We start from the raw sequence: 16445 nt of genomic DNA on the forward strand, positions 1-16445 counted from the left end.
GCACGTCTGGTAGGCGGCACGACGACCCGGTCGACGAGCCGCCGTCCTCGGGCTCCACGAACAACGCACCGTCGCAGGACCGGCGATGTGGCGATGTGGCGATGTGACGGCCGACCAGGACGAAGCCATCCAGAAGTCGGTGTTGAATCGTCACAGTGACGATCCGCTCTTCGGATTGCCCTCCACCGCATTCAGCACGCGCGACAACAGCACGCGCGACAAGGCAATGCCCCGCAACGATCCGATTGGGATCTGCTCGGCGGTGGTCCTGATGACCCGTCTTTGGCAAGCGCCCGTCGACGCCGCGGTGTCGCCGACCTGGCACGTTCGCTACGTGCGGGTTGGATGGAGTTAACTGAGCAACTCAGCTAACTCTCAGTTTCCGATATCCTTGACAAGGTAGCTAACCACTTCGACCATCCGAATTTGCTCATGGGCTACTTGTCGGCAACCTTCCGACTGTCGTGCGGTCCGCGGGCGCTAATGGCATCCATGAGTATCTACACCGACAGACTAGACCCGCCACTCGGTGTCCGCACTAGGGCACAAAATGTCCTGGACAGGCACCCGCGTTCGCTCGCGGAAACAAGTCGCTTAGCAGCGACACCAGGCACGAACAGCCGGCTCACCGCCGCCGGGTAGGCGCGCGGGGCAAGTCCGCACGCACGCCCGCCAGGCCGCCCCCGACGCCCCTGGAATCCGCGCCATCAGTATCCGCCGCCAATCTGCCACTAAGCGGCACTTAGCGAAGAGCTGGCGATACGCAGCCGAAGGCAACCGGTCCTTGCCGAAGCAACGAGATCGTGGGCCTTTGTGTGCACGGTGCTCGGCGTGCCATCTCGATCCCGCGCCGACAGGCTGTGCGGGCCAATGCCCGACGGCCGAAGGCGCCACTGCTCTCCTGCGCAATCCCCCGGAATACGCAATCACAGCAATTAAATTGGGCCACGCGCAATACGTTCCGCGCTCGGTTCCAGTTCTATTCCGAAATCGCTCCCCCCATTTGCCACTTATGCTCCGCTCTGCCCGCTGCAACCGGCTCGGCTAATTCTAGTTCCCAAACCCGAGGCAAACGATATGAAGCCATCTAAAAATGGTCATAGAAAAAGACGTAGATCGCTTTGTTACTTAGCTGCTTCTCAGGTATGTTTTGCTCCGTCGAGCTGTTCGAGACTCTGAGGGGATGTCATGGAAGTTGCTGTTCGGTCATATCTGGCCGCCGGTGTGGCCGTCGTAGGCGCCACATCGATTGCGTTGGCTCCGGTCGAAGTATTGCCGCCGGACTTCCAGATCCGGGGCGAGCGGATGGTCGCTGTGCTCGAAGACGTTTCCCTGTCTTCGCTGGCTGATCTGATCGCCGACGCGCAGGCCGCGTGGGCGCCGATCGGCGGTGCAGTGGACAGCGCCTCCCAAGCCGCCCAGGCGGCCATCCTCGGACTGAGCGGAGCGCTCGAGGCAGCGCTGGTCGAGGCTGCCGGGCAGGACACCGACGCGTTCCAAGCCGTTGTCGACGGGCTACTCGACGGCGGCAGCGTGCTCGCGACCGCCATCGACAACGCCATCGCCAACTTCCCGTCGCCGGAAGCCTTCGTTGACGCCATGGTGTCGGCGTTTGCATCCGTCAACCTCGACCTGGCCGACGCCATCGAGGTCGCACTCGAGGTCGCGCTGCAACTCGGCATCGGCTTGGACGCCGGCACCATCGGTGAGGCGCTCCTCAATGCCGGAACCGAACTGGCCGCCGCATTCAACACGGCACTGGCCGCCTTTCCCAACCCGCAGGAATTCGTCGCGGCCTTCGAGGCGGCCCTGGGTGATGTGATCCCGGGCTTCAACGCCGTGGCCACGGCTGCGGCCGAGGCGTTCACCGACCTCTCGGGTCAGCTCGCCGCCACGATCGAGGCCGGTCTTGCAGCGGGTGTTACCGCCTTCGACGCGCTCGTCGAGGGACTCCTCGACTCCGGTGGTGACCTGGCGGCGGTATTCAACGCCGCTCTGGCTGCCTTCCCGAGTCCTGCTGCGTTCATCGACGCCCTGGCGGACGCGTTCGGCGCCGTCGACGTCGACCTCGGCGCTGCGCTCGACGTCGCACTCGCGGCGCTCGTCGACCTTGGCATCGACATCGACGCCGGCGCCATCGCCGAGTCGCTCATCGAAGCCGGTGCCGACCTCGCCGCCGCCTTCGGGGATGTGTTCGACGGCTTCCCCGCGCCCGGCGACTTCTTTGCCGCCTTCAACGCCGCGATCACAGGCGCCCTGCCCGGGCTCAATACCTTCGCCCAAGCCGCCGCCGAATCGCTCACCGACCTGTCGGGTGCGCTGGCCACCGCTGTCAACGAGGGCGCCGCAGCCGGAATCGAGACGTTCGACGCCATCGTCGGCGCTCTGCAAGACACGGGCAGCGGCCTCTCCGCCGCTTTGGCTGCGGCGATCGAGGCGTTCCCGACACCCAGGGCGTTCGTCGACACGCTGGTCCAGGCGTTCGCCGCCATCGACGTCGACCTGGGTGACGCGGTTCGCGTCGCACTCGGGGCCCTCATCAACATCGCCCTTGCCCCCAACCCCGTGGGGATCGCCGCTGCGCTCATCGAGGCCGCCCCCGAGCTGGCCGCGGTGCTGGAAGGTGAGATCGCAGGCTACCCGACCCCCGCCGAGTTCTTCTCCGCATTCAATACCGTCATCGTGGAACTGGCTCCGGGGTTCAACGCGTTCGCCGCAGGTGCTGCCGAGGCGTTCACCGAGTTGTCAAGTGCCCTGTCGGGTGCGCTGGAGGACGGCTTCGCCGCGGGTCTGGACGCTTTCGAGACCGTGGTCGCCGGGCTGCAGGACGCCGGGAGTGGGCTCGCGGCCGCTTTGGCCGCAGCGATCGAGCCCTTCCCCACGCCCGGTGCGTTCGTCGACGCGCTGGTGTCGGCCTTCGGCGCCATCGACGTCGACCTGGGTGCGGCGCTCGACGTCGCGCTCGCGGCGCTCGTCGACCTCGGCGTGGATCTGGACCCGGGCGCGATCGCCGATGCGTTCCTCGCTGCGGGTTCCGAGTTCGCCGCACTGGTCAACGGTGTGCTCGACGACTTCCCGACTCCCGGGGACTTCATCACGGCCTTCAATGCCGCCCTTGAGGGTGTCGTCCCGGGCTTCGACGCGGTCGCTGCGGCCACCGCCGAGGTGATCGCCGAGCTCTCAGACGCCCTGACCACGGCGCTGGAGACCCGTCTCGCCGCCGGAGTCGAGGCCTTCGACGCCGTCGTCGCCGGCTTGCTGGATGCGGGCAGCGAGCTCGCCGCCGCGTTCAACACCGCAATCGAGGCCTTCCCGACGCCCGAAGCGTTCATCGACGCCCTGGTCTCCGCCTTCGGCGCCATCGACGTCGACCTCGCAGGCGCCATCGACGCTGCACTGGAGGTCTTCGGCGAGCTGGGCCTGAATCTGGACGCCACGGCGATCGGCGAGGCACTCGCCGCGGCAGGGGAAGAGCTGGGAGCCATCTTCGACGCCGCCCTCGAAGATTTTTCGTCGCCGGCTGAATTCGTCGCTGCCTTCGAGTCAGCTCTGGAACGTGTCATCCCCGGCCTCACCGCACTGGCAGACGCCACCGAGACCGCGATTGGGAACTTCTCGAGCGCGCTGTCGACGGCCATCGATGCCGGGCTGGCCGTAGGCGAGACGGCCTTCGAGGCGTTCATCGTCGGACTGCAGGACGCCGGCGGCCAGCTGGCCGCAGCGTTCGAAGCCGCGCTCGGCGCCTTCCCGACGCCCGAAACGTTCCTCGAGGCGCTGGTGGACGCATTCGCGGCGATCGACGTCGACCTTGGCCTCTCCCTAGAGGCCGCGCTGGAGCTGATCGTCGACCTCAACATCGACCTCGATGCCGGCGTGATCGCCGACGCGCTCCTCAACGCCGGAGCGGAGTTGGCCGCGGCCTTCGACGCGGCGTTCGAGGACTTTCCGACACCGGCGGATCTCGTCGCGGCGGTCGAACGCTCGATCACCGCGTTCGCGCCTGGCTTCAACGCAATCGCCGATGCGACCGCCGAAGCGATCGGCAACGTCTCGGCCGCGCTGACCGCCGCCATCCAGTCGGGGATCGGCATCGGCAGCGCCGCATTCGGCGACTTCCTCCAGGGTTTGGTGGCAGGCGGTGGCACACTTGCCGCTGCGTTCGAGGCCGCGCTGGAGAATCTGCCGAGCCCGGCGGTCTTCATCCGCGCGCTGGTCGATGCCTCGGCTTCGCTCGGGACGGTGCTGGCCGATCTCGGTGCCTCAGTAGAGGCCGGGCTGGAAGCCGGCCTGGACCTCGGGGCGGCAGCGCTGCAAGGCTTCGCCGATGTCGGTGCGGACATCTCGGCGGCTATCGGCGCGAGCCTGGAAGGCCTGCCGACCCCGGCCGAGTTCGTCGAATCCTTCGCCGAAGCCGGTGAGCAGTTCGGTGCGGCGGCTGACGCGGTCACCCAGATCGGTGTCGACGCGGTCGACAACGTCGCCGCAGCGACCGATGCCGTCGTCGAAGCGTTCCGGGCCACGGCGGTGTCGGCCCTGGAGAACGGCAACGACGCACTGCAGGCCATCGGAGCCGGCATCTACGCCGCGACGCAGGCGCTCGCCGAGGCCGCCAGCGACGTCAACATCGGCGGTGCCATCAGCGCCGCGATCGGTGGTGCCATCGGCGGGGGCCTGGGCGGCTTCGGTGACCTCCGTGGTGAGGCCGTCGGTGATGTCACCAAGCGCGATGAAGGCACGCCGACCGTAACGTCGGCTGAGGTCGATCCGTCAGCGGTCACGGAGATTTCGGGCACGCCGAACCAAATGGTGTCGTTGAACGCCAATTCTCCTGCCGAGGGACAAGCGACCCAGCAAACGCGAGTCATGCAGGGCCAGGTGCAACTGCGCGAGGCCCTCGACACTGCGGGCAAGCAGGTCAACGAGGGGCTCGACCAAACCCGCAAGAACCTCAAAGGGGCCGCCGACCAAACCCGTGAGAACCTCAAAGGGGCCGCCGACCAAACCCGCAAGAACCTCAAGGGGGCCGCCGACCAAACCCGTGAGAACCTCAAGGGGGCCGCCGACCAAACCCGCAAGAACCTCAAGGGGGCCGCGGACCAAACCCGTGAGAACCTCAAGGGGGCGGCGGAGCAGACCCGCAAGAACGTGGACGGGGTGCGGAAGAACGTCAAGAGCGCTGTCGGCGGCGACAAGAAGTCGAGCGATCGTTCGACGACCGAGAACAAGAAGTCCGGCGACAGCGAGCCCAGCGCGGCATCGAAGTAATCACCACGCAGGCGGCCCCGGACCTCGGTCCGGGGCCGCTTTGCGCTGCCGTCCCGTCACTGCGGGGATTTCACCCAGCTGCCGGCGTCACCGACGATGCCGACGGGCACGGCACCCGAGAGGGTCACGTTGCGCACGCTCGGCCCCGCCGCGACGATCGTGGTGTCCTGCAGGATCGGCAACACCGTCCACATGTTCCACAGCCGTGGCTCGACGGCGTCGATGACCTCGGCGATCGGCTCTGTGCCGTCGAGGGCGGCGTCGATCTTCGGCTGGATGCCGCGGTCACACACACCGGTGATGTTGCTCGGCGCCTGCACCAGCGCATCGGATTCCGGTGCGGGCCTCGGCGTGGTGGTAGGTGTGGCGGTCGGCGTGGTGGTAGGTGTGGCGGCAGGTGGTGTGGGTGCGGACTGTGATGGCCGGGGCACAGATGGGGCGGTCACGACGGGTGTCGCCTCCAGCGCGGGACAGCCGTAGCGCGAGGCCAGCGCCGTCGCCAGGTCTCCGCCGGCCCGATGCCAGCCCACCACGGCGTCGACCCGGCTCTCGGTCAGCGCCTCGCCGTAGAGCGTGACCGGATCGAGCGCCAGCACCGACGCCTCGATGCCGACGTTGCGGAGCTGATCGGCGGCGGTGTTGGCCACTGCGACCGACGTCGGATCGTTGGCGGCCACCCCGAGCACCAGTGTCAGCGGCACACCGTCTTTCGAGATCCGCCCGCGGCTGTGGTCCGGTGCCGGTGCACCCGGCGCGGCCGGCGGCGCATCGCCCACCGGTGCCGTCTGATAGCCCGCGTCGGCCAGCAGTTCCAGAGCCGCCTCGGTGCCCAGCGCGCGCGGCGCCGTCGGCACGTATCCGGGATCGGACGGCGAGCGTACCTGCGCCTGGGCCAGCGTGACCGTGTTGTCGTCACCGGCACCCACCGAGGCCAGCAAGTCGACGTCGAGCAGGCCGAGGATCGCCCGGCGCACGGACGGATCGGCCAGTTTGGGGAGCTGGCCGCGCAACGTCACCTGCATGACCCGCGGCGTCACGATCCGCGCCGTCCGAACATCGGGGATGGCGCTGAGTTGAGCGAACGTCGCTGCGCCGCCGTGCACCTGGGCGACCTGGGTGTCACCGTTGCGGATCGAGTCCGCCAGCGCTGCGGGCGCCCCACCCCGGCGGAACAGCACGAGGTCGGGTTTGGCCGGGGCACTCCAGTACCGGTCGTTGCGGGCCAGCAGAATCTCGTCACGCTGCGGATCGATGCTCTCCACCCGGAACTGCCCGCCGGTCACCGGCATCGCTTCGGCCAGCCCGGCGCCGAAGCCGCCCGGCACGTCCTTGACGATGTGCGCTGGCAGGATGTTGTTGAACAACTCCCGCCACGCGGGGTACGGCTGGGAGAAGGTGACGACGACCTGCTTGGCACCCTCGACGGACTGCACGCCGGTGATGAGGTCGTAACCAGCGGGATCGACGACGCCGGGCTGGCTGACCATCTGGCGCCACAGATACCAGTAGTCGTCGGCGCCGATGGGCGCGTTGTCGGTCCACTGTGCCTCGGGCCGGATGTTGTAGGTGACGGTGAACGGGTTCTCGTTGGTCACCTCGGCCGAATCCAGCAGCGTCGGGTCGAGCTCCCACCGCGACCCGGTCGGCGTGTCGGGATCAGGGATCGGCCGGAACGAACTCGGGAGCACCAGTGCGGCGATAGCGGCGTTGACCGGCGACTGATCCGACAGCAGATGTGGGTTGAATCCGGGACCGATCGAATCGATGGCCACGATGATCTGGGTCGCCTTGCGCGCCGGCGGCGGGGTGGTCTCCGGCGTCTCGGTGCTCTGCGGCGCCGGCGGCGGGCTCACGGTGCAACCACCCAGCAGCAGTGCGGTGGCGGAGAGGCACACCCCCAGCGTCACACGACGACGGCGGGGAGAGGTCAGCACGTTCCTCAGAGTATCGGCCGCTAGTTGCGCGCCTTCGCCCGCGAGCGCGCGCGGGCCCGCAGGGTGGCGTCCAACTCGACCTTGCGCACCCGCACCACCTCGGGAGTGACCTCGACGCATTCGTCCTCGGCGCAGAACTCCATGGCCTGTTCGAGGCCGAGCTCGAGCGGACGGGCGAGCGTTTCCATCACGTCGGCAGTTGAGCTGCGCATGTTGGTCAGCTTCTTCTCCCGGGTAACGTTGACGTCGAGGTCCTCGGCGCGCGGATTGATCCCGACGACCTGGCCTTCGTAGGTGTCGTCGCCCGGCTCGACGAAGAACTGGCCGCGGTCGGCCAGCTGGATCATGGCGAACGGCGTCACCGACCCGCTGCGGTCCGATACGAGCGAGCCGGTGTGGCGGGCGCGGATCTCCCCCGCCCACGGGCGGTAGCCGTCGAAGACCGCGTTCGCGATGCCGGTACCGCGGGTCAGCGTGAGGAAGTCGGTGCGGAAGCCGATCAGACCGCGGCTCGGGACGATGAAGTCCATCCGCACCCAACCCGCGGCGTGGTTGGCCATCTCCTCCATGCGGCCCTTGCGGGCGGCCATCAACTGGGTGATCGCGCCGACGAACTCCTCGGGACAGTCGACCGTCAGGGCCTCGTACGGCTCGTGCAGCTTGCCGTCGATGGTGCGGGTGACCACTTGCGGCTTGCCGACAGTGAGCTCGAAGCCTTCGCGGCGCATCTGCTCGACGAGCACGGCCAGTGCCAGCTCGCCACGGCCCTGGACCTCCCACGCGTCCGGCCTGCCGATGTCGACGATCTTGAGCGACACGTTGCCGACGAGTTCGGAGTCCAGTCGGGACTTGACCATCCGGGCGGTCAGCTTGTGACCGGACACCTTGCCGGCCAGCGGCGAGGTGTTGGTGCCGATGGTGACCGAGATTGCGGGCTCGTCGACGGTGATGCGCGGCAGCGCGTGCGCGTGGTGCGGATCGGCCAGCGTGTCGCCGATCATGATGTCGGGAATTCCGGCGACGGCGACGATGTCACCGGCGACGGCTTCCTCCGTGGCGGTGCGTTCGACGCCCACGGTCACCAGTAGTTCGGTGATCTTGGCGTTGGTCACCACCGGGTGTCCGTCGACCTCGCGCATCCAGGCCGCCTGCTGGCCCTTGCGGATACGGCCCCGGTAGATGCGGATCAGCGCGAGCCGTCCCAGGAAAGCCGAGGCATCCAGGTTGGTCACCAGCGCCTGCAGCGGCGCCTCCGGGTCACCTTGCGGCGGCGGGATGTGCTCGAGCAGGACGTCGAACAGTGGGTCGAGATTCTCCCCGTCGGGGTTCTCACCGTTGGCGGGTTCGGTGGTGCTCGCGATACCGGCCCGGCCCGACGCGTACAGCACCGGCAGACCCAGCGCCTCTTCGGCGGCCTTCTGCGCGGCGTCGTCGAGGTCGGACGCGACGTCGAGCAGCAGGTCGTGGCTCTCGGAGACCACCTCCGCGATCCGGGCGTCGGGGCGGTCGGTCTTGTTCACCACGAGGATGACGGGCAGGTGGGCGGCCAGCGCCTTGCGCAGCACGAAGCGGGTCTGCGGCAGCGGCCCCTCGGAGGCGTCGACCAGCAGCAGCACGCCGTCGACCATGGACAGTCCGCGCTCGACCTCACCGCCGAAGTCGGCGTGGCCGGGGGTGTCGATCACGTTGATGACCGTCATGGTGCCGTCGGGGTGGTGCCGGTGCACCGCGGTGTTCTTGGCGAGGATGGTGATGCCTTTTTCCTTCTCCAAGTCACCGGAATCCATCAACCGCTCGACGGCGTCATCGCCGCGGTGGCTCAGCGCACCGGACTGCCGCAGCATCGCATCGACCAGGGTCGTCTTGCCGTGGTCGACGTGAGCGACGATGGCGACATTCCGAAAATCCACGTCGTTCATTGTCGCAGTGCGGTGACTCGATCGCGAAATGCGCTGCCAACCGTGCGAGAGAGGTCACCGCGGCCCGATCGCCCCGTGGCAATGTAATGGCGCCAATTCTCCCCGACCAGCCACCGTCAGGACCCCTGCGCAACGGCTATCGGCTGCCGTTGCGCAGCGCCTGACCGAGGGCACCGAGCCATGCCCGGTCGGCGGGAACCCACGGCAGGCCGTCGAGCTCGCCGACGCCGACCCAGCGCAGCGCGCGGTGGTCGATCGGCCGCAGTTCTCCGCCGGTGTGGGTGACGAGATACGCGCGCAGCACGGTCGTCGCAGTCAAAGCGATGTCGGCGCCGATGCGCGCGCCCACCGCGACGTCGATCCCCAACTCTTCCTGCAATTCCCGGGTCAGCGCCGCGGCCTCGCTCTCGCCCGCGACGACCTTGCCGCCCGGCAGTTCCCACAACCCGGCCAGGTCGGGCGGGCGGTTGCGCTGCGCGACCAACAGTTCCGACCCCGCGATCAGGGCGCCGGCCACGACGATCTGCTCTGCCATCAGCGGTGACGGTATACCGTCGCAGGCATGGCTGTGTTGACCGACGATCAAGTGGACGCCGCACTGCCGGAGCTCAACGGCTGGGAGCGCGCCGGCGGGATGCTGCGACGGTCGGTGAAGTTCCCGGCATTCCTGGACGGCATCGAGGCGGTGCGCCGGGTGGCCGAGCGCGCCGAGGCCGCCGACCACCACCCCGATATCGATATCCGTTGGCGAACAGTTACTTTCGCACTCGTCACGCATTCCGAGGGTGGTATCACGGAGAAGGATTTGGGGATGGCCCGGGAGATCGACGCGATCGTCGACCCGTAGCGGCCACCCACGCCAGCGTCACCAGCGCGGCGACGATGTAGACCAGCCCGGCCCACGCGAGGTACCACGGCCGTCCGATCTCCCAGATCGTCGGCTGGGCGAAGCTGAGCAGCCACGGCACGCCGATCACCGTCAGCGCGAGCCATCCCCAGCGCAGCACTCGCGCGCCGGTCCGCTGCCGCAGCGGGCCGTGCCACAACCAGATCATCAACGGCAGCACCCACACCCAGTGGTGGGTCCACGAGATCGGTGACAGCAGAAGACCGAACAACTGCACGATCACGACGGCGCCCAACCGGTCCGTGCTGCCACCGACCGCCCGCCACGCCAGCAACGCCAGCAATGCGGTGGCGATGATCGCCGCGACCACCACCGGGCCGTAGCCGGCGTCGTGACCGACGATGCGGGAGATGCCGCCGCGCCAGGACTGGTTGAACGACGTGCCGATCGGGCCGACGCGGTCGGCGTCGCCGAGCAGTTCGGTGAAGTAGTACCGCGCCTGCTGACCCACCACGGCCACCGACACCGCGACCGTGCCCGCGAACACCACCGCCGAGAACACCGCAGCCTTCCAGCGCCCGGCGCCGAGGAAGTACAAACCGGAGACCGCGGGCGTGAGCTTGACCCCGGCGGCGAGTCCGACCAGCAGCCCCGACCACCACCACCGACAACTGTGCACCGCGGCGAGCACCGCCAGCACGAGCAACACGTTGACCTGCCCGTAGTCGAACGTGCTGCGCAGCGGCTCGAGCCAGATCCCGATCGCGGTCCACAACATCGCGGTCCGGCGGTCGCCGCCCCCGGCGAGCAGCCGCTGGCTGAGGCGGGCCACGCCGTAGAGCGCGGCGATGGTGCCGATCTGCCAGACGAAGGCGACGAGCCCGAACGGGAGCAGGTGAAGCGGATAGAAGATCACCGCGGCGAACGGCGGATAGGTGAACGGCAGCGGGAAGTCCGGTGTCTGGTCGGCGTAGACGTAGCCGTAAAGCGTGCCCGGCTCGTCGAGCGCCCCCGCACCGCCGACATAGACGTGCAGGTCGACGAAGTTGGCGCCGTTGGCGACGAGATAGGTCCACGCGAGCCGCGCCGCGATGCTGAGCACCAACAGCACGGGCGCCGCCGCAGCCAGTCGGCTCGGCAGTCGAGTCGCAGCCGCCGCGTCGACGGTGAAGACGGTGGAGACGGTGGAGTCGCTTATCTGCCCGACTCTACTGATCCGGTAACCGATTCCCGTCACCTCCGTAACGGTTGAATAAATGCCACACATGTCACTTGAGTAACACCAGTAACTGCGTAGCGTCGGTCGCAGACGTGCTGTCAACGGATTGGGAGATCCATGAAACTCACCAGAAAAACCATCGTGACCAGCGTAATTGCTGCGGCCGGAGCGCTTCCGCTCGCGCTGGGCCTCAGTGCGACGGCCGCCGCCCAGCCCGCGGCCCCCGCACCGCCCGCGCCGGCCATCCCGTTCCTGGATCAGCTCGGCAACGCGCCGCAGCTGCTGCAAACCTTCGCCTCGGCGCTGGCGGGCACCGGCATGCCGGCGTCCACCCCCTCGGCGCCCGCCACACCGGCCGCCGCACCGGGCGCCACGGCCTCGATCACCCTGCCGCAGACCCCGGCCCTGCCCGGCGCGGCCTCTGCGGTGCCCGGCACACCGGCCGCCGCGTCACCGGTGCCCGGGCTGAACCTGCCGAGCGGGCTGGCCTCGCTGATGCCGGCCGGCTCGCCGCTGACGAGCCTGCTGCCCGCGGCGACGCCCACCACACCGCCTGCGGGGGCACCGGCGCCGGTGACTCCGCCGATCTTCCCGGTCTCGGCCCTGCCCTGATCGACGCCCGCTCGCCTGTTGTCCTGACCGAAACTCCCGAGGAGTGACATGTCACCGACTCGAACTCTGCTGACCACCGCGGCCGGGGTCGGCGCGTCCGTCGCACTGCTGTTCGGCAGCGCGACGGCCAACGCCGACCCCACACCCGGGCTCCCGATCGACGCGCTACAGGCGCCCGGTCTGCCCGCGATGGAAAGCCTCGGTCCGGTCATCCAGCAGGCGGCGGCCGATCCGAACAACGCCGCCTCGATGCTGATGGCGGCTGCAGCGGTGTTCGCCGGAGATGTGGCGGCGCCCGCCTCGTCGCGCGACGTGGCGTCGGCGGTCAATCAGTTCGTGGCCGATCCGGCAGCGCATGTCCCCGCACCGGGTGCCGTGCCGGGAACGCAGGCGCACCTGCCTGCCGGGGTCAACCCGGCACACGCCGTCGGTCCGCTCCCTGCAGGCGCCACCCCGCCGGAGCCGGGTCCTGAGCCGGTCACGCCGGTCGCCGATCCGCTGGCCGCACCCGCCGCCGCTCCCGCACCGGTCCCCGAGGCACCGGTCGCGGTTCCGGTTGCCGCGCCGGTGGCCGACGCCGCCGGAGCGCTGCCCGGGCCGGCTCCCGCGCCGGCACCGGCACCCGGTCCGCCCGGATTCGGCCCGGACGCCCCGCCGACGCAGGACTTCATGTATCCATCCATCAGCAACGGATGCCTGACAGATGGGGGAAACGTCCTCGCGACGGCGATCTCGGTGGCTGGCCCGGCGAAGATCCCGGCGCCAGGACCGGGGCCCGGTCAGACGGCGTACGTGTTCACCGCGGTGGGCACGCCGGGGCCTGCGCCCGAGCAGAAACTCCCGCTCAACGTGACGTGGGTGAACCTGACCACGGGCAAGTCGGGCAGCGCGACGCTCAAGCCGCGTTCGGACATCAACCCCCAGGGCCCGACGACGCTGACCGCGATCGTCGACACCGGATCGGGCAGCATCATGTCGACGATCTTCGGCCAGGTCACCACCACCGACAAGCAGTGCCAATTCATACCGACCATCGGATCGACGGTCGTGCCCTGACCCTGGAACGACAAATCCCCGGCCACATCGTCGACCGGGGATTTCTCGTTGCGGGCTCTGCGTCCACGGAACGGCCTAGTAGGCCATGAACAGGATGGCGTCGCGGTCGTAATCGCGGCCGGGATGCGCCTCCGACAGGTGCTGCTGGGCCTTGTCGACCAGGTCCTCTTCGTCCTTGCCGGTGATGGCCTCACCGCACGGACAGTTCAAGTGTGTTTTCATGCGCCTCAGCCTATTCGCACACCGGCATATGAGTCACCCGCTCGCGGAGACCTTCCGCGCGTGCTCAGCCCTTCGCGGTCTTGGCTTGATCTTTCGCCTTGGCCTTCACCTGTTTCTTGTACGAGCGCACCTTCTCCAGCGCGCCGGGATCGGTCACGTCGGCGATCGACATGTATGTCCCGGCCTTGCCGTAGTCACCGGCCGCCTCGCGCCAACCGGGCGGGGTCACCCCGTACTGCTTGCCCAGCAGCGCGAGGAAGATCCTGGCCTTCTGGTCGCCGAATCCCGGCAACGCCTTGAGCCGGCGCAGCACCTCGTCGCCGTCTGGGTCACCTGAGGTCCACAGCGCGGCGGCGTCACCGTCGTAGCGCTCGACGATCAGTCGCGCCAGCGCCTGGATGCGTTTGGCCATCGACCCGGGAAACCGATGCACCGCAGGGGTTGCCGAACACAGCGCGGCGAACGCCTCCGGGTCGTGCTCGGCGATCTCGCGGGCGTCGACACCGCCCATCCGATCGGCGATCTTCTTGGGACCCGCGAACGCCGCCTCCATGGGGTACTGCTGATCAAGCAACATGCCGACCAGCAGCGCAAACGGATTCGATTCCAGAAGCGCGTCGGCCTCCGGGTCCTGGACCAGCTGCAGTTTCGCCATTGGTAGTCAGGGGCGCGGTATCCGCAGTGCGGACCCGTTTCCCCATCCCCCTCTCAATCCGTGCGTGCGGTCTTCCCGCACACGGCTTACCGATGATCTTCTTGACATGGTTACGCAGCCTTCGGGTATCGGATGGTGCCGCGCAGGCGGTGCAGGCCGTGCCCGTTGAACCACTCCCCAGTCCACTGACCAGCTTGACCAGCACGCAGATTGCGGACCTACCGGGACGGGACTTTCACCGGCTAGTCCAATCCAACTTCCAGGACGCAACACGCCGCCAGTTTAAGTTGGCCGGAATCCCGTGAGGTGACGCGGACGTCGAGGAGCACCAACAGCAGATGTCCGGCGATTTTGCGGTCGTCCTCGCGGCGGTGCTGGTCGTGGTCAGCCCGCCTTTCCCGTCGCGGTGCGCCGCCGGACGTCGCGCAGATCTTCGCGCCGTGTAAACAACGCCAAGGCGGCGGTATGTGACCTGCATCTCCTCTAATGTCAGTGGAGAACTGGGTCACACGACGAGGTCAGGAGTCACCGTGTCCGAAACGGATCTTCCACCGCGGGAGGCAGCGATGCCCAGCGGTGACCAGTATTTGGCCATACAGGCCAGCCCAGAGTTCCAGGACCTGCGCAACAGGTTGCGGCGCTTCGTGTTCCCGATGAGCGCAGCGTTCCTCATCTGGTACACCACCTATGTATTGCTCGGCGCCTTCGCCACCGATTTCATGGCGATCCGGGTGTTCGGCAACGTCAACGTCGGCCTGCTGATCGGCATCGGTCAGTTCGTCACCACCTTCCTCATCACCGCCGTCTACGTGCGGTTCGCCAACAAGGTGATCGATCCGCGCGCTGCGGCGATCCGCGCCGAACTGGAAGGCCAGGCACCGTGACCGTGCTCGCCGCCGAGACCATCGGCAACCCCGTCGCCAACATGGCGATCTTCGCGGCGTTCGTGCTGGTGACGCTCTACATCGTCATCAAGGCCAGCAAGAAGAACGCCACCGCCACCGAGTTCTTCACCGCGGGCCGCGCATTCACCGGCCCGCAGAACGGCATCGCGATCAGCGGTGACTACCTGTCGGCCGCGAGCTTCCTCGGCATCGCCGGCGCGATCGCCGTCTACGGCTACGACGGCTTCCTCTACTCGATCGGATTCCTGGTCGCCTGGTTGGTGGCCCTGCTGCTGGTCGCCGAATTGCTGCGCAACACCGGGAAATTCACCATGGCGGATGTGCTGAGCTTCCGCCTCAAGCAGCGGCCCGTGCGGTTGGCCGCGGCCACCAACACCCTGGCCGTATCGCTGTTCTACCTGCTGGCCCAGATGGCGGGCGCCGGCGTGCTGGTCGCACTGCTGCTCAACATCGAAAGCGATCTGGGCCAGTCGATCGTGATCGCCGTCGTGGGTGTGCTGATGATCGTCTACGTCCTGGTCGGCGGCATGAAGGGCACCACCTGGGTGCAGATCATCAAGGCGGTCCTGCTGATCGGCGGCGCGGGCATCATGACGGTGATGGTGTTGGCCAAGTTCGGGTTCAACTTCTCGGAGATGCTCGGCGCGGCGCAGTCGATGGTCAGCGACAGCGCGGATGCCAAGGTCGCCTCGCGCGACGTGCTGGCCCCCGGCGCGCAGTACGGCGCGTCGCTGACCACGCAGATCAACTTCATCTCGCTGGCCTTGGCCCTGGTGCTCGGCACCGCGGGTCTGCCGCACGTGCTCATGCGCTTCTACACCGTGCCCACCGCCAAGGAGGCGCGTCGCTCGGTGGTCTGGGCGATCGCCCTCATCGGCGCGTTCTACCTGTTCACCCTGGTTCTCGGCTACGGCGCCGCGGCCCTGGTCGGGCCCGACCGCATCCTGGCCGCACCGGGCGGCGTCAATTCGGCTGCGCCGCAGCTGGCGTTCGAACTCGGTGGCGTCGTGCTGCTGGGCATCATCTCCGCGGTGGCGTTCGCGACCATCCTCGCGGTGGTCGCCGGTCTGACCATCACCGCATCGGCATCCTTCGCACACGACATCTACGCCAGCGTGCTGAGGAACGACAACGTCTCCGAGAGCGAACAGGTCAAGATCTCGCGCATCACCGCAGTGGTGCTGGGCACGCTCGCGATCGGGCTCGGCATCCTGGCCCGCGAGCAGAACGTCGCGTTCCTGGTGGCGCTGGCGTTCGCGGTGGCGGCGGCGGCGAACCTGCCGACCATCCTCTACTCGCTGTACTGGCGGCGGTTCAACACCCGCGGTGCGCTGTGGAGCATGTACGGCGGGTTGGTCTCGACGATCGTGCTGATCGTGTTCTCCCCCGCGGTCTCCGGTACGGCGACCTCGATGATCAAGGGGATGGACTTCGCGTGGTTCCCGTTGGCCAACCCGGGCATCGTGTCGATCCCGCTGGCGTTCATCCTCGGCATCGTCGGCACGCTGACGTCACCGGACGACGAGGACCCGACGATCGCCGCCGAGATGGAGGTGCGCTCGCTGACCGGGGTGGGTTCGGAGAAGGCCGTCGCGCACTGAGCCATTGGGGCGAAGCCCTACTGTGCCGTTGGGGCGAAGCCCTACTGTGCCGTTGGGGCGAAGCCCTACTGTGCCGTTGGGGCGAAGCCCTACTGTGCCGTTGGGGCGAAGCCCTACTGTGCCGTTGGGGCGAAGCCCTACTGTGCCGTTGGGGCGAAGCCCTACTGTGCCGTTGGGGCGAAGCCCTACTGAGCCGTTGTGGGCCATGCC

13 protein-coding genes are annotated in these 16445 nt (G+C 68.1%); 7 read left to right on the forward strand and 6 right to left on the reverse strand.

Going from position 1 to position 16445, the window contains the following annotated elements; translation table 11 throughout:
* Nucleotides 1–103: 103 nt before the first annotated feature.
* Together G6N07_RS14030 and G6N07_RS14035 are read left to right on the forward strand one after the other, a co-directional pair.
* Entirely contained in the window at nucleotides 104–355 is a 252-nt protein-coding gene (locus tag G6N07_RS14030) for a hypothetical protein (RefSeq protein WP_085189285.1), read from the forward strand.
* A gap of 833 nt (nucleotides 356–1188) precedes the next feature.
* A complete protein-coding gene (locus G6N07_RS14035) occupies nucleotides 1189–5265 on the forward strand; it encodes a hypothetical protein (RefSeq protein ID WP_085189287.1) in 4077 nt (1358 codons plus the stop codon).
* A gap of 56 nt (nucleotides 5266–5321) precedes the next feature.
* Here G6N07_RS14035 and G6N07_RS14040 read toward each other — a convergent pair whose 3' ends face one another.
* The 3 genes from G6N07_RS14040 to G6N07_RS14050 all read right to left on the reverse strand — a co-directional run bounded on the left by G6N07_RS14040 (nucleotide 5322) and on the right by G6N07_RS14050 (nucleotide 9653).
* Nucleotides 5322–7199: an ABC transporter family substrate-binding protein gene (locus G6N07_RS14040; RefSeq protein ID WP_085189289.1), complete on the reverse strand. Its 1878-nt coding sequence runs from the start codon at nucleotides 7197–7199 to the stop codon at nucleotides 5322–5324.
* A gap of 20 nt (nucleotides 7200–7219) precedes the next feature.
* Nucleotides 7220–9118 (reverse strand): translational GTPase TypA, encoded by a 1899-nt coding sequence (typA, locus tag G6N07_RS14045; protein WP_085189291.1) that lies wholly within the window; start codon nucleotides 9116–9118, stop codon nucleotides 7220–7222.
* Between the two features lie 136 nt (nucleotides 9119–9254).
* The gene (locus G6N07_RS14050) at nucleotides 9255–9653 is read right to left on the reverse strand and encodes a (deoxy)nucleoside triphosphate pyrophosphohydrolase (protein WP_085189293.1); all 399 of its coding nucleotides are present in this window, start codon (nucleotides 9651–9653) and stop codon (nucleotides 9255–9257) included.
* A gap of 27 nt (nucleotides 9654–9680) precedes the next feature.
* On the opposite strand from G6N07_RS14050, the gene G6N07_RS14055 reads away from it, so the two are divergent.
* The gene (locus G6N07_RS14055; RefSeq protein ID WP_085189295.1) at nucleotides 9681–9965 is read left to right on the forward strand and encodes a 4a-hydroxytetrahydrobiopterin dehydratase; all 285 of its coding nucleotides are present in this window, start codon (nucleotides 9681–9683) and stop codon (nucleotides 9963–9965) included.
* Here the strand turns inward: G6N07_RS14055 and G6N07_RS14060 are convergent.
* Nucleotides 9910–11232 carry a mannosyltransferase gene (locus tag G6N07_RS14060; protein WP_085189297.1) on the reverse strand — a complete coding sequence of 441 codons (1323 nt, stop codon included), beginning with the start codon at nucleotides 11230–11232 and terminating at the stop codon, nucleotides 9910–9912. The two genes, G6N07_RS14055 and G6N07_RS14060, sit on opposite strands and share 56 nt — an antisense overlap.
* A 69-nt stretch (nucleotides 11233–11301) precedes the next feature.
* On the opposite strand from G6N07_RS14060, the gene G6N07_RS14065 reads away from it, so the two are divergent.
* Together G6N07_RS14065 and G6N07_RS14070 are read left to right on the forward strand one after the other, a co-directional pair.
* Nucleotides 11302–11796 carry a hypothetical protein gene (locus G6N07_RS14065; RefSeq protein ID WP_085189299.1) on the forward strand — a complete coding sequence of 165 codons (495 nt, stop codon included), beginning with the start codon at nucleotides 11302–11304 and terminating at the stop codon, nucleotides 11794–11796.
* A gap of 48 nt (nucleotides 11797–11844) precedes the next feature.
* Complete coding sequence (locus G6N07_RS14070; RefSeq protein WP_085189301.1) at nucleotides 11845–12852, forward strand: Rv1157c family protein; 1008 nt, start codon at nucleotides 11845–11847, stop codon at nucleotides 12850–12852.
* Nucleotides 12853–12927: 75 nt separating this feature from the next.
* Here G6N07_RS14070 and G6N07_RS14075 read toward each other — a convergent pair whose 3' ends face one another.
* Together G6N07_RS14075 and G6N07_RS14080 are read right to left on the reverse strand one after the other, a co-directional pair.
* Nucleotides 12928–13074 (reverse strand): DUF1059 domain-containing protein, encoded by a 147-nt coding sequence (locus G6N07_RS14075; RefSeq protein ID WP_085189303.1) that lies wholly within the window; start codon nucleotides 13072–13074, stop codon nucleotides 12928–12930.
* A 64-nt stretch (nucleotides 13075–13138) separates the two neighbouring features.
* The gene (locus G6N07_RS14080) at nucleotides 13139–13729 is read right to left on the reverse strand and encodes an HhH-GPD-type base excision DNA repair protein (protein WP_085189305.1); all 591 of its coding nucleotides are present in this window, start codon (nucleotides 13727–13729) and stop codon (nucleotides 13139–13141) included.
* Nucleotides 13730–14259: 530 nt separating this feature from the next.
* On the opposite strand from G6N07_RS14080, the gene G6N07_RS14085 reads away from it, so the two are divergent.
* Nucleotides 14260–14613, forward strand: a complete 354-nt coding sequence (locus G6N07_RS14085) for a DUF485 domain-containing protein (protein ID WP_372507545.1) — start codon at nucleotides 14260–14262, stop codon at nucleotides 14611–14613.
* Nucleotides 14614–14654: 41 nt separating this feature from the next.
* On the forward strand, nucleotides 14655–16235 hold the full coding sequence (locus G6N07_RS14090; RefSeq protein ID WP_085189335.1) for a monocarboxylic acid transporter: 1581 nt from the start codon (nucleotides 14655–14657) through the stop codon (nucleotides 16233–16235).
* Nucleotides 16236–16445: the final 210 nt, after the last annotated feature.

The organism is Mycolicibacterium doricum, from assembly GCF_010728155.1.
Taxonomy (GTDB): Bacteria; Actinomycetota; Actinomycetes; order Mycobacteriales; family Mycobacteriaceae; genus Mycobacterium; species Mycobacterium doricum.

Excerpts from the sequence above, each read along its gene's own strand:
- G6N07_RS14035 (WP_085189287.1), top strand. The coding sequence starts at position 1,189 with ATGGAAGTTGCTGTTCGGTCATATCTGGCCGCCGGTGTGGCCGTCGTA.
- typA (WP_085189291.1), bottom strand. The coding sequence starts at position 9,118 with ATGAACGACGTGGATTTTCGGAATGTCGCCATCGTCGCTCACGTCGAC.
- G6N07_RS14050 (WP_085189293.1), bottom strand. The coding sequence starts at position 9,653 with ATGGCAGAGCAGATCGTCGTGGCCGGCGCCCTGATCGCGGGGTCGGAA.
- G6N07_RS14055 (WP_085189295.1), top strand. The coding sequence starts at position 9,681 with ATGGCTGTGTTGACCGACGATCAAGTGGACGCCGCACTGCCGGAGCTC.
- G6N07_RS14060 (WP_085189297.1), bottom strand. The coding sequence starts at position 11,232 with ATGTGTGGCATTTATTCAACCGTTACGGAGGTGACGGGAATCGGTTAC.
- G6N07_RS14065 (WP_085189299.1), top strand. The coding sequence starts at position 11,302 with ATGAAACTCACCAGAAAAACCATCGTGACCAGCGTAATTGCTGCGGCC.
- G6N07_RS14070 (WP_085189301.1), top strand. The coding sequence starts at position 11,845 with ATGTCACCGACTCGAACTCTGCTGACCACCGCGGCCGGGGTCGGCGCG.
- G6N07_RS14075 (WP_085189303.1), bottom strand. The coding sequence starts at position 13,074 with ATGAAAACACACTTGAACTGTCCGTGCGGTGAGGCCATCACCGGCAAG.
- G6N07_RS14080 (WP_085189305.1), bottom strand. The coding sequence starts at position 13,729 with ATGGCGAAACTGCAGCTGGTCCAGGACCCGGAGGCCGACGCGCTTCTG.
- G6N07_RS14090 (WP_085189335.1), top strand. The coding sequence starts at position 14,655 with ATGGCGATCTTCGCGGCGTTCGTGCTGGTGACGCTCTACATCGTCATC.